This is a genomic window from Rhodopseudomonas rhenobacensis (genome assembly GCF_014203125.1).
GTDB lineage: Bacteria > Pseudomonadota > Alphaproteobacteria > Rhizobiales > Xanthobacteraceae > Rhodopseudomonas_A > Rhodopseudomonas_A rhenobacensis.
Genome location: NZ_JACHIH010000002.1, coordinates 281,066 through 295,787, shown reverse-complemented (window position 1 = coordinate 295,787; position 14,722 = coordinate 281,066). Strand labels below are relative to the sequence as shown.

Here is a 14,722-nt window from a genome sequence, read left to right as displayed (position 1 = left end):
GAATTCTCCGATGAATCATCGCGTTGCCGCGGCTTCCTTGGTCTCTGTAAGTCGCTCGGCCCACCGTATGGTGCTGCTGGCGGGCGTCAGCGCTGTGGCTTTGACATCGGCTGCGCCGCAAACCGCTTATGCTCGCCCCCTGACCGGCGGCACCTCCGTAGTATCGGCGCCGAACATCGCCTCGGACGCAGCGGCACAAGCCGCACAGCAGGCCGCGGGTGCGGCGCGGCAGACCAAGGACTCGCTGACGCGCGCCGCGCGCGCGGTGCAGGACATGCAGGCTGTGCAGGCGGCGGCGCGGGCTGCGGCGGCCGCGCGGCAGACCTCGGCGACGGCGCCCGTCAACGTGCCGAACGGGCTTGCGATCGGCGGCCTCGATCCGAATCTGGCGGCGGGCTGGAGCGGCGCCAATGGGCCGACCCAGGGCGTCGATGCGTCGGGCCAGACCCAGGTCGGCATCCGCCAGACCTCGGCGCAGGCGATTCTGAACTGGACCACGTTCAACGTCGGGGCCCGCACCACGCTGACCTTCGACCAGCAGGGCAACGCCAATTGGGTCGCGCTCAACCGCGTCACGGCCGCCACCGCGCCGAGCCAGATCCTCGGCAACATCAAGGCCGACGGCCAGGTCTATGTCATCAACCAGAGCGGCATCATCTTCGGCGGCAACAGCCAGATCAATGTCGGCGCGCTGATCGCCTCGACCGCCAATATCAGCGACAGCGAGTTCAGCACCAACGGGATCTATTCGACGCAAGCCAACAACAGTTACAAGCCGAGCTTCACCGCGGCCGGCGGCAAGGTGGTGGTCGAGGCCGGCGCCTTGATATCGACGTCTGCGCCCGCTTCGGTGACCTCGGGCGGCGGCTACGTCTTGCTGATCGGCAGCGAGGTCAGCAATGCCGGCAGTATCTCCACGCCGAAAGGCCAGACCATGCTGGCGGCGGGTGATAGTTTCATTTTGCGCAAGGGCTACGGCACCGACGCCAACCAGTTCTCGACCACCAATGGCAACGAAATCGCCACGGTGATCGCTGCCGGCAGCGCCGCCGGCCGCGTGACCAATACCGGCATCGTGCTGTCGCAGCAGGGCGACATCACATTGGCTGGCCGGGTTGTGATGCAGGACGGCGTGCTGCTCTCCACGACGTCGGTGAACCAGCGCGGCACCATCCATCTGTTGAACGCGGCCAGCGATGCCGGCGGCAGCGTGACGATGACGGGCAAGAGTCTCAGCTGGATCCTGCCGGAACTGGATTCCAACGATACCGCGCTCAATGCCCAGCGCGATGCGCTGATTGCCGCCTCGGGACTGAACCCGCTGGCCGCGCAGTTCAACAATCTGTCGCCGCTGACGGATCGTCGTGACCAGTCGCGCGTCGAGATCGTCACCGGCGGTCTGGTCAACTTCCAGAACGGTTCGCTCACGGTGGCGCAGGGCGGCCAGGTTGCCGTCAGCGCCGGCACCCGCGTCTTCGCCGAGGCCGGCTCGATGATCGATGTTTCAGGCGTGCAGGGCGCCGTGCGGCCGATGTCGGCGAACCAAGTGCAGGTCAATGTCCAGGGCAGCGAGCTCAGGGACGCGCCTCTCAATCGCGACAACGCCGCCTTGCTCAACAAGAATGTCTGGATCGACGTTCGCGATCTCGTTCTGGTGCCAGCAGGGACCGGCGGCTATGGCTCCGACCGATACTACACCAAGGGCGGATTGCTCGAAGTCGGCGGCTATCTCGCCAATACCGCGCATACGATCGGCGAATGGACGGCGGTGGGCGGCACCATCACGCTGTCGGCGCCGCAAGTCGTCGCGCAGCAGGGCGCTACCTTCGATATCTCCGGCGGTTCGGTCAGCTATCAAGCCGGCTGGATTCTTTCGACCGTGCTGATCGGTAGCGACGGTCGCAGGTATACATTCGACAATGCGCCGGCCGATATGAAGTTCGTTGCGGCCGGCGGCGGCTTTGTGCGCACGCATAATATCCAGGGCCAGGTGGTCGATTCGCTGACCGAAGTGTGGACCAGCGTGCTTAGTCGCGGCACCATCGCGCACTATGAGGCCGGCTACACCGTCGGCCGCGATGCCGGTCGTCTCAATCTATCGACGCCGACGGCCATCTTCGAGGCGGACATCATCGCCGACGTCGTCGTCGGCGAGCGCCAGGGCAGCGCGCGCGCCGCAGGCGTCACCGACGGCTACAAGCAGGTGCAGAACGCCGCGCCGCTGCAAGGCACGCTCGGCCTCGGCCGCTACGACGCGACGGCAAATCAGGTTGCCGCCTACGGCTCGGACGTCCGCTTCGGCGATGTGGCTGATATCAGCGCCGGCCTGTCCGCCACCAACCTGCTGCCGTCGGTCCGCACCAACACCGCCTGGTTCGACGCCGACCGCATCAATGACGCGCAGCTCGGCGGGCTCGATATCGGCACCTCCGGCAGCATCACGATCGATCGCGCGATCACACTCGCCGATGGCGGCAAGATCAACCTCAACGCGGCGGTGGTCGACATCAAGGCCGATGTCACCGCGCGCGGCGGCTCGATCGTGGTCGACAACGTTCTGGCGGGCGCCGCTGCCGGCGGCCGCGGCGCCTATGCGGTGTTGCTGAAGGATGGCCTGTCTTCCATCACCCTGTATGACGGCGCGACGCTCGATCTGCGCGGGCTGTGGGTGAACGCGGCGCAAGATGACGCCGACGAACCGCAGCAGGCCTTCATCAACGGCGGTTCGGTCACGCTGCGCTCGACCCATGACGTGACGTTGCGGGAAGGCAGCGTCATCGACGTCTCGTCGGGCGCGGCGATCCTCACCACCGGCAAGACCAAAGGCAGCCGCGGCGGCGATGTGACGCTGATCGCCGACCAGCAGAATTCCACCGTGACGGCTGACGGCCTGTTGACCCTCGATGGCACGATCCGCGCCTATGGCGTCAGCGGCGGCGGCACGCTGAAGATCGAATCCGGCACGGCGATCGCCATCGGCGGCAAGGTGCTGGCGACCGACGGCGTGCTCGGCGCCGGCGAGACGGCGCCGGCCGATCTGGTGTTGCTGGAGGACTATCAGGTCAAGGCCGGCGAGGTGCTGCCGGCGAGCTATTCCTATCAGGCCACTGTGTTCATGCCCGGCGATACATTGACCGCCGATGCGCGCATCCAATACGTGACGCTGGCGGCGGACTGGACGCCACCGGCGCCAAATCTAACCTTTTACAGTTACACAATCAAAACGGGCGCGGACCAAAAAGGCCCATCTTACAACATCTACAGTGCCAACGCCGTGACTCTCCGGGCGGGGACGATCGTCAGCATCTCTGCAAACAATATGCGCTATTTGGCGGGCTACACCCTGACGGCCGCGTTTGGGGATGGCCTGCCGTCGGCTGCCCCGTTCACCAAGACAGCGGCGGCCGGGACGCCAGCGCCGGCAGACGGCACGATTGCGGCCGGAACGCTGATCGCTGCGGGCTCGGTGCTGCAGCGCGCGGCGGCTGTCAAAGAGATCCTGCAGGTCGATGCGTCGCTCTTCCAGTCGGGGTTCTCCAGTTACGACATCAATGGCCGGCAGGGTGTCGCGGTCGCGGCCGGCGCCCAGCTCGATGTGGCGATGCCGGTCTATCGCTTGACGGACGTCGCGTTCTCGATCGCCACCGGCGAAAACCCCTCGCTCGCCCTGAGCGTTTGGACTCCGCCCGAATGGATCGAAGACGCCCGCAACAGCAGCCTGACCCAGCGCGGCGGCGCCAGCCTGATCCTGCGCTCCAATGTCGGCGAGGGGACCCTGACGACGGCGAGCGGCCCGATCACCATTCAGACCGGCGCGTCGATCCGCGTCGATGCCGGCCAGTCGATCAGCCTGCAAGGTACTAACTTCACCATCGACGGCACGCTGACCGCGCCGGGCGGCACCATCAGCCTGACCCAGGCCTCGCCGAGCCTCAATCAGGGGACCGGCGACAACAAACCCGGCCTCATCTGGATCGGCGAACACGCCGTGCTCGATGTCGCGGCCCGCGCGGTCACGGCGACCAATGCGCGCGGCGAGACCTATGGCGTGGTCGGCAATGGCGGCTCGATCCTGATCGGCGGCGCGGTGGATTGGGAGACGACCGGAGAATCCTCGACGTTGAATGCCTTCGTGGTGATCCGGCCCGGCGCGCTGCTCGATGCCTCCGGCGCCAGCGCGGTGCTCGACATTGCCGGATCCGGGCTGGCGAAGACCAGCACGCCGCTCGAGGTTGCCAGCAATGGCGGTAGCATCGTCATCAAATCCAGCAACGGCATCTATCTCGACGGCACGCTGCGCGCGGCAGCCGGTGGCGCGAACGCCGCCGGCGGGACGCTGGCGCTGGCGCTGGAGGCGCCGAACTATTTGCGCTCATCGACATCCGGCGATGTGCTGCGGCATCGCGAATTCGTCATCGCCGACATCCAGGGCGACAGCGCCATCGCCGATGCCGACACGATGGCGGAGGCCAAGGCCGGTCTGGTCACCGGCACCGCGCGGCTCGGCGTCGATCGCATCGAGGCCGGTGGCTTCGGCACGTTGTCGCTGCTGTCGGATGGCCTGATCTCGTTCGACGGCAGCGTCACGCTCGCCATGAGCCAGAGCCTGAGCCTCTATGCCGGCGCCTTCGCGCTCGGCGCCAATGCCGCCGCGGATTCGCGGGTATCGCTGGCGGGGCCTTATCTGCGGCTGGCCGGCGTGACCCGCATCGCCAAAGATCTGTACACGTTGCCCGCGGTGCGCTGGGACGAGGGCTATGGCACACCGTCGCAACAGTCGAGCAGCGCGGTCTTCTCCGTCGCCGCGGATCTGCTCGATATCCGCGATCGCGTGGTGTTCGGCATCCACCAGTCCATCAACACCCAGGCCGAGACCTACACCCTCGATCGCCGCGGCTTCGCACTGGTCGATCTTCTGAGCCGCGGCGATGTCCGCATGCTCGGTGGAACCGGGACGAAGGGTGCCCAGTTGCAGACGCCGGGCAATATCACCGTGACGGCCGCGCAGATCTATCCGGCGACCAAGACCACCGGGTCGATCACCGCCGGTTACATCGCCGGCAGCGACGCTCTGCTTCTCGCCGGCAGCGTGCTGACTATTCTGCGCTACGGCGACACCGATCCCGACGTGCCGTATTCCGCCTTCGGCCTCCTCACTTTGGCCGCCGATACGATCAACCAGGGCGGCGTGGTGCGCGCGCCATTCGGTCGAATCGTGCTCGGCGGCGTCTCAAGCGGTGGCGATCCGCGATCGGATGCGATCCATCTGCTGGCGGGCAGCATCACCTCGGTCAGTGGCGCCGGGCTGGTGATGCCCTATGGCGGCACGGCCGATGGCACCAGCTACACCTATAATGGCGCGCCGGTCGCGGCGACCAGTCCGACCATAACCCTCAACGGCCTGCATATCGACGCCGATGCCGGTTCGCTGATCGACCTGTCGGGCGGCGGCGAACTGACCGGCGCCGGCTTCGTCTCGGGGCGCGGCGGCTCGGTGAACATCCTGACCACGCCGCTGGTCAATGCCAATCCCGGTTACAGCTACAGCGCGAAGGGCAATCAGGTCTACGCGATCGTGCCGAGCAGCTCCGTCGCCTATGCGCCGGTGGTGCAGGAAGCGGGCTTCGGCCTGCCGGCGGTGGGCAGCCAGATCACCATTCCCGAGGGCGTGCCGGGTCTTGCCGCCGGCACCTATACCTTGATGCCCGCGACCTATGCGCTGCTGTCGGGCGCCTATCGCGTGGAGCTGGGAAGTACCGTCAGTCCCGCCGTCACCGGCGTCGCCACGACCGGCAGCGGCTCGTACATCGTCAGCGCCTATCTCAGCGTCGCCAATACCGCGATCCGCTCATCGCTGCCGAACCGGGTCATCATCACGGCGGCGGATCAGGTCCGGTCGCACTCGTCCTTCAACGAGACCACCTATAACGCCTACGTGCTGGCAAACGCCGCGACCAACAGCGTCGCGCGCGGCTGGATGACGGTCGATGCGGGCGGGCTGAACATGGTGCTCGCCAAGGCGGGCGTCGGCGATGATCGCATGCAATTGCTGTTCGATGGCGCGCTGCGCATCCGGGCCGAGGCCGGCAGCGATGGCTACAGCGGGGCTGTCTCGATCACCGGCATCAACGAAATCCTCGCGACCGGCCAGGGAGCCACCGCCGGCATGGTGGCGGCCTCGGTCTCCGCCGACGAGATCAGCAAGCTCGACGCGCCGCGTCTGATCCTGAACGGAGGCTATTTTGGCGATATCGTGCTGCGCAGCGGCGCCCGTCTGTCGGCGGCCGAGATCGTCTTCAACTCGAGAGGAAGGTCGTGGCGCCAGGAGAGGGGCGCCATCACGATCGAGGAAGGCGCGACGATCAGCACCATCGGTCGCGGATCGACGGGCGCCGACACGAGTGCTCCTTACCTTGTGGACGCCGGCACGCTGATCGTGTCCAATGGCGTGATCACGTTGCTGCGGGACGGAACGGATGCGGCCGACGTCGATATCACCATCGGCGCCTGCGTCACCGCCAACTGCAACCTGACGACGACGATCGCCTCCGAAGGCACCATCGGCGTGATGACGTCGGGCGCCGTCTCCTTCGCCGACAACGTCTCCTACGGCACCCGAAATCTCGTGCTGGGCCTGTCGGCGATCAATCTCGGCTCCGATGCCAGCATTGCCACCGCCGCCGCCGCCGGTCGTCTGCCGACCGGGCTGACCCTCAACCAGGCCGTGTTGGCGCGATTGCTGGCGGGCAACACCGCGATCGGCGCGCCGGCGCTGGAGACGCTGGCGCTCAGTGCGCGTGACGCGGTCAACGTGTTCGGCGACGTCACGCTCGACGCATCGACACTGGACCGTCTGGTGCTTGCGACGCCGGCGATCTACGGCTACGGCGCGGCCGGCGACACCGCCACGATCCGCGCCGGCGAATTCGTCTGGACCGGCTCGTCCCTGGCGCCCGGCGCGGCGATGGCCGATAGGCTCGGCGACAGCGCGCTCAACATCGTGGCGAACCGGGTCGTGTTCGGCTACGGCCTCAACACCCAACCCAGCACCACGACCGTCGATAATCGCATCGCGCTCGGCTTCGCCAATGTCAACATTACGGCCACCGAGTATGTCACCTCGACCAACAAGAGCACGCTCGGTGTCTATGCCCGGCAGGGGGCCTACGACGCGGTGAGCGGCTATCAATACAGCGGCGGCAACCTCACGATCACCGCGCCGCTGGTCACCGGCGCGGCCAGCTCGGTCAACACCATCACCGCCGGCGGCGATATCCGCATCGTCGGGTCGGGTGGCGCAGCGGGGAGCGTCGATGCGCTCGGCGCGACGCTGAAGCTGACCGGCGCCAATGTCTTCGTCGATAGCAGCGTGGTGCTGCCGTCGGGGCGGCTGGAGCTGACCGCGGCGGGCGACATCGTGCTCGGCGACAATTCACGGCTCGATCTGTCGGGCCGCGCGGTAAAATTCTTCGACGTCACCAAATACAGCTGGGGCGGCGATCTGGTCATGACCAGCCGCGCCGGCGACATCCGCCAGGCGGCGGGATCGGTGATCGATCTGTCGGCGCAATACAATAGCGGAGGAACCGCGACGGTCACGGCGCTCGGCGCAAGTGCCGGCCATGTCGCTCTCGCCGGCAGTTTCCGCGGCGGCGCGACCGGCATTTACGATGCTGGCGGAACCTATGTGCCCTACGATGCGGCCGAGCTTGGCGTCTATGCGCAGACGCTGGCCGATTTCGCGGGGTTGAATGCAAGGCTCAATGCCGGCGAACTGTTCGGCGCACGTCGCTTCCAGATCAAGCAGGGCAGCCTCGTGATTGGCGACGAAGTGAAAGCGCGCGAGGTCGAGATCACGCTCGACGGCGGCAGCCTCACCGTCAACGGCACCATCGATGCCAGTGGCTTCCAGGTCGGCACCATCCGGCTGGCGGCGATGGACGACCTGACCATCAACGGCATGCTCGACGCCCACGGCACAGGGATGCGCTTCGACAGCTATGGCGCGATCATCGAATCGCCGAACCGCGCCATCGTCGATCTGACGACGCGGTACGGCACGCTGACGATCGGCGGCAATGCGGAGATCGATCTGCGCGCCGGCACCAATGAGGCGTTCGGCGCAGGCGCCCATCTCAACGACGGCGTGGCGCGCGGCACGCTGACGCTCAACGCGCCGCGCCTCGGCGGCACCGGCGTTGCCGCCGGCACGCGCGGCGTCGACGGCGCCAATGACGTCGCCGTCAATGTCCAGGGCACGCCGCTGATCCGGGGCGCCAAGACCATCGCGGTCAATGCGTTCCGCATCTATGACGATGCGCCGCTGGCCGCCGCGCCCGACGTCACCGGCTACAAGCCGCAGGAGATCACGCAGGACTATCTCAAGGATCTCGACATCGACAGCGTTGCCTTCATCAATGCGGCTCTTGCCAACACGTCCCTGAGCGCCAGGCTCGCAGGTCTCGGCAGCTATCACCTACGGCCCGGCGTCGATATCGTCAGCAAGGTCAGCGCCGACAATCCGAACGGCGACCTGACGGTGGCGGGCGATCTCGACCTGTCGGGCTATCGCTACGGGCCGAATACCGATCGCAACGTGAATTCGGCGACCTACGGTTTCGGCGAGCCCGGCGCCTTCAACATCCGCGCCGTCGGCAATCTCAATATCCACGGCAGCATCAATGACGGCTTTGCGCCGCCGCCGTCGACGCCCGACGACGTCAAGGGCTGGCTGCTCGAGCAGGGCGTGGCGCCCTATGGCGGCGATCTGGTGCTGGCCACCGCGGTCACGCTCGAGACCGGAACGGAGTTCAAGGCCGGCGTCACGCTGAATTACGACCTTCCGGCCTATTTCGGTACCGAGAGGACCGGTCCGACCTCGCTGCCATCCGGCGCGGTGCTGCCGGTGCGCGCGACCCTGGCAAGTTCGCTGGCATTGTCGGCGGGCACCGTGGTGCAGGCGACCATCTATAAAGCGGACGGCTCGGTGGCCTACGCGGCCGGCACGGTGCTGCCGAATGCGGTGACGCTCACCGCCGGCATGCAGCTCGGCGCCGGCACGGTGCTGAAGAGCGCCGCCAGCTTCGCGGCGCTGGTCTGGCCGAAGGGCGTGCCGCTGCCGGTGGACATGACCTCCACGGCGCAGATGACGCTCGCGGCCGGGTCGCTGATCCCGGCCCAGACCAACGTCAAGCTCGTCGGCGGCCAGGCGGTGGATCTGCGCGGGACGACCGGCGGCATCCAGGGCCGCAACTGGGCGCTCGCCTCGATGCTGGCCGCCGGGGCGAGCTCGTCGGACGTCACACTGGTGGCCGGCGCCGATCTCGGCTCGGCCAATGTGCGGGCGCGCAACGCCCTTCGCAAGGGCGACATCATTCTGGCCGACACCCACTACGTCTCGCGGTACGCCTCGGGCGGCGATGTCCTCAATCTGAGTCAATCCGGAGCGGAGGCTCTTTGCGCGGCGGTCGTCTGTGACGACTACGGTTATACCGTGAACGACATGATCGGAAAGTCGGAGGCCGAAGTCCTTGCGCTCTTATACGTTACAACATGGGAGGAACTCGCATACTCCGGGTTGCCGGGCGATTTCTGGGATCCCTCGCTCGGCAATATCGAACTGGGCCTGACCCAGAAGGGACTCGATGCCCTGATGGTCCTCTTTGGCGGTTACCTTCCAGACGGTATCACCGATCCATCCGCGCTGCTCCACAAGACCCGGCTCGAGGTGGCCGCGCTCTACGGCGTCCCCGGTTACAGCTGGGACGATATGATCGGCCAGTATCCGTCCAATTTCGCGGATCCTGCGCAAAACAACCTCGGCCCGATCAGCCTGCCGGCAACCACCACGGTGGTGGCGCCCTCGTTCAGCGTGGTCCGCACCGGCACCGGCGACCTGTCGCTGTTGGCCGCCGGCAGCATCAAGATGCAATCGCTCTATGGCGTCTACACCGCCGGTACAGCAACCACGGTCGATGCGAGCTACACGCTCGCCCGCACGGTCACGACCGATGGCACGGTGCTCGGCAGCGGCAATACCGATTACGAAGCCGCGCTGGCGTCGTATCAGGCGTGGTACCCGGATCACGGCGGCAACGTCCTGATCGCGGCGGGCGGCGATCTCGTTGGCGACATCTACGGTCAGTCCTACCGGGCAAGCCCGTCGAGCGTGCTGACCGGCAACTGGCTGTGGCGCCAGGGCAGCGGCACCGCGGCGGTCGATGAGACGATTGCGACCTCGTGGTGGATCAATTTCGGCACCTACGTGCCGAAACAAACCAACAGCACTAAGTACGACATCCCCGATCTCGTCGGCTTCACCGGCATCGGCGCACTCGGCGGCGGCAATATCACCATCCGCGTCGACGGCAATGCCGGCGCGATCACGCAGCGCAGCACCGCAGGCGGCGTGACCAGCGGCGTCGATCGCAGCCAGGGTCTGGTGGTTGCCGTCGGCAGCACCGGCCGGGTCGGCGCCGACGGATCGCTCACCTTGACGGGCGGCGGCGATATCGACATGCAAATTGCCGGCGCGCTCAATCCGAATCTCGCCATCACCGACAACGTCGCAAGCCAGAAGCAGGCCCTCGGCGGTTCGCTGATCAACCTGCGCGGCACGCTCGCCGTGACCGCGGCGTCGATCGGCGGCATTGATCTGATCTACGGATTGCGGGACAGCTACGATACCCGCGGCGCCGATCCCTATGCGGCGACGTGGTCCGAGGCGACATCCGGGATCACGGTGGTGCCCGGCGATGCCACAGTCTACCTGCAAACCCTGGGCGATCTCGTGCTCGGCGGCGCCGGCGATGCCGGTCGGTCGGTGACGCCGAGCAGTTCCGCCTTCTCGGTCGGCGGCATCGACTACGCCAGCGGCGGCGGAAGCTGGTTCACGCTGTGGACCGATCACACCGCGATCAATCTGGTCTCCGCCGGCGGCAATCTCACGCCCACCACCTCGACGGGCACCGAGGTGGAGCACTATAGTGGCTCTGCCAATCAAAACAGCGACCAGAACAGCACCGACGGATGGTTTACCTATCCATCGATCCTGCGGGCGGCAGCGCTCGGCGGCAGTATCTATTACGGACGCGACGCCTTGCCGTTCGTATACTCCGGCGTCACGGTCACGCTGGCGCCCTCGGCCACCGGCTCGCTGGAGATGCTGGCCTATGATTCGATCTATGCCGGGCACTATGCGTTCAGCCTGTCCGGCACCGGCACGGCATTGCCGACGCCGTTCAATCCGGCCTTCGCAGGCTACCCAACGGGCGGTGCTATCAAAGTCATCGTGACCAACGCGTCGCCAAACGGTATCCGCGATCAAAGCAGCGGCAACCCGATCAATGGGTCGCTGTTCGTGTTCGGCCCGAACGATGCGAAAATCGGACTCGACCGCGCGGACGATGCCGATCCCGTGCGCTTCTACGCCCGCGAAGGCGACATCGTCGGTCTCGTCACCGGCGAGACGGTGACGTTTCTGAGCGGCACGACCTGGCTCAATGCGTCGGCTCCGGTCGTCGTGCGCGCCGGCCGCGACATCGTCGCTGCCGGCCTTGCGCCCGGTGTCACGGCGGAGTTTGGAACCGCCATCAACGGGTATTCGCACGGCAACCTGATCGTACACAGCGATGCCGACGACGTCTCGATCTTGGCCGCCGGGCGCGACATCCTCTACGCCAATATCGACATCGCCGGCCCCGGTGCGCTCGAAATCTCGGCGGGGCGCAACCTCTACCAGGCAGCCAAGGGCGTGATCACCAGTCTCGGAGCGATTGCGGCGGGCGATACACGCCCGGGCGCCAGCATCGCGATGCTCGCCGGCGTCGGCGAGGCGGGACCGGATTACGCAAACCTGGCGGCGCTCTATCTCGATCCGAGCCGGCTGGCGGTCGAAGGCGTGGCGCTGGCCGAGCAGCCCGGCAAGGTCGCCAAGACCTACGAGAAGGAGCTCGCGGCCTGGCTGAAGGATCGCTACGGCTTCACCGGCACCGACGCGGACGCGTTGGCCTATTTCGGCACCCTGGCGCCCGAGCGGCAGCTCATCTTCCTGCGTCAGGTCTACTTCGCCGAGCTCACCGCCGGCGGCCGTGAATACAACGACAGCACCAGCTCCCGCTACGGCAGCTATCTGCGCGGCCGCAACGCGATCGCCGCGCTGTTCCCGGACCAGGATGCGAATGGACAGGCTGTCGTGCGCGCGGGCGACATCACCATGTACGGCGCCTCCGGCGTGCGCACCCAGAAGGGCGGCGATATTCAGACGCTCACCCCGGGCGGGCGCACCATCATCGGCATCGAGGGACAAGTGCCGCCGGCATCGGCCGGGCTCGTGACACAGGGGCAAGGCAACATCCAGCTCTACAGCAAGGGCAGCATTTTGCTCGGCCTGTCGCGCATCATGACAACCTTCGGCGGAAACATCATCGGCTGGTCCGCCGAAGGCGACATCAATGCCGGACGCGGCTCCAAGACCACCGTGGTCTATACCCCGCCGAGGCGCGTCTACGACAGCTACGGCAATGTCAGCCTGTCGCCGCAGGTGCCGTCGTCGGGCGCCGGCATCGCGACGCTCAACCCGATCCCGGAGGTGAAAGCCGGCGACGTCGATCTGATCGCGCCGCTCGGCACCATCGACGCCGGCGAAGCGGGCATCCGCGTCTCCGGCAACGCCAATCTGGCGGCGCTGCAGATCATGAATGCCGCCAACATCCAGGTGCAGGGCAAGTCCACCGGCATTCCGACCGTGCAGGCGCCGAACATCAGCGCCAGCCTGGCGGCATCCAACGCGACCGCCGCCACGCAGCAGACGGCGGTGCCGGCACAAGGCGGCAACGACCGGCCCTCCGTCATCATCGTCGAAGTGCTCGGCTATGGCGGCGGCGATGGGCAACAGCAGACGCCTGACGAGCGACCCAGTCGTAAGCGGGAAGACACTCGAAATTACGATCCCGCAAATTCAGTGAGAATTCTCGGAAATGGTCCGGTGTCGGCGCAGGAGTCGCGCATGTTAACCGAGCAGGAGCGCAAGGAACTCGGTGAGGGGGCGGATGCCCGGAGAATGTGAACGGCGCAATCGTCTCTCACCCAGAACTCGGCGATCCTCGATGGCGCCCCAAGCTACCGATGGGCGACCTGATACCATCGAAAGCCGTGCCGGGATGGCCACCGATACGATTTCCATTCCGTTGCGGCCTGATGTGGCGAACTTCCGGCGCGGTCGCTCCGCAATCCGCACGGCCCGGGAGCCACCATGGTCCACGCTGGGGCGTAATCAGTGATGCGGCGGTGCCGCGTGTCGTCAAACCGTAATGTTAGATCATTAGCATCAACCGCGCGTTGGCTTGGGGTGTGCGCTGACGCGCAATTTCGACCGTCAGCGGGCAGATCGTAGCGCTAGGAAGCTGGAGTTGCTGTCCCGATCTGCCAGGGCGGGGACAGGGGTAATGAGTCAGCCGGCCCAAGCCGAACTGAGACCGGACTATACGAGTTGTGTTGTAGGTGCATCGGCTAACATGTGGCGGTTGTGCTGGGCATCCGCATTGGCCGTGGCAAGTATGGTGGCGGTGTCCGACCTCGTCATGGCTCAAACACGGCCGACCAGCGCGCCGATCGAGTTCAATATCCCCTCGCAATCGCTTAATACTGCACTCAGTCGCTATGGCGATGCGACCGGACGCGAGGCCCTCTTCGATGCGAGCCTGGCAGTCGGGCGAGTGTCCGGTGACGTCCGTGGAACCTTTTCGCCGGATGAAGCGCTCAGCAAGCTTTTGTCTGGCACCGGTCTGGCGGCGGAATTTGTCGAGGAGACCACGTTCGTACTGTTGCCGGGATCGACAGCCAATCAGCACGCCAGCCAGTCGACACGATCGCCGGACCAGCGGCGCTACTACGGGCTGATACAGGCAAGTCTTCTCAATACATTGTGCCGATCGCGCGGTGTTCGGCCAGGCCGCTACCGCTTCGCTGCTGTGTTCTGGATCGCACCAGACGGGGCTGTCCAGAAGACCCAGCGTCTCGGGTCTACCGGCGCGTATGATTCCGACCAAAAGATTGATGTTGCTCTGCGCAGCGTGCGGGTGAGTGAGTCGCCCCCGGCCGGTTTCGTGTCGCCGGTACTGATGTTGATTGTGCCGCAAGAGTCTCAAATGACGGCCTGCGATAATATAGATCCCACCCTCGGACCGGGCGGGATCGGGCGATGACCGATCATGGATTGTCCAATCTCCGTCGTCTATTCCTCGAACGGTACGACGATCTCAAGGCGCGTCTGACCCAACGCCTCGGCTCGGCCGATCTCGCAGGCGATGCCATGCAGGATACGTGGCTGCGCCTGGCGCGCACGGAATCGATCGGCGTCGTCCAAAGTCCGCGCAGTTATCTGTTCCGCATCGCGTTGAACGTGGCGGGGGATCAGCGCCGGATGCAGCAGCGCCGCCCCATATCGGCTGTGGATACCGAAAGCCTGCTTGAAGTCGCCGACGATATGCCGACGCCGGAACAAACTGTACTCGCACGGTCGGACCTGGAGGCGTTCAGAGCAATTGTGGAGGAGCTTCCACCCAGGAGACGAATGATCTTTCTGGCGGCACGGTTCGGCAATGCGTCCCGTCAGGAAATCGCCGACCGGATGGGTATTTCGCTGCGTCTCGTTGCGAAAGAGCTTCAGCTGGCCCTCGAACATTGGGTTGCGCGCTACAAAGAATTGGAAGATTGAGCGTGC

3 protein-coding genes are annotated in these 14,722 nt (G+C 66.0%); all 3 read left to right on the top strand.

Annotated elements, in window-relative coordinates; genetic code table 11:
- Window positions 1-10 precede the first annotated feature (10 nt).
- The 3 genes from HNR60_RS03175 (at window position 11) to HNR60_RS03165 (ending at window position 14,716) form a co-directional block, all read left to right on the top strand.
- A complete protein-coding gene (locus HNR60_RS03175) occupies window positions 11-13,066 on the top strand; it encodes a filamentous hemagglutinin family protein (RefSeq protein WP_246432785.1) in 13,056 nt (4,351 codons plus the stop codon).
- A 499-nt stretch (window positions 13,067-13,565) separates the two neighbouring features.
- Window positions 13,566-14,204, top strand: a complete 639-nt coding sequence (locus HNR60_RS03170; RefSeq protein ID WP_184254191.1) for an STN domain-containing protein — start codon at window positions 13,566-13,568, stop codon at window positions 14,202-14,204.
- On the top strand, window positions 14,201-14,716 hold the full coding sequence (locus HNR60_RS03165; RefSeq protein WP_184254190.1) for an RNA polymerase sigma factor: 516 nt from the start codon (window positions 14,201-14,203) through the stop codon (window positions 14,714-14,716). The genes HNR60_RS03170 and HNR60_RS03165 overlap by 4 nt, the downstream gene beginning before the upstream one ends.
- The last annotated feature ends 6 nt before the right edge of the window (window positions 14,717-14,722 follow it).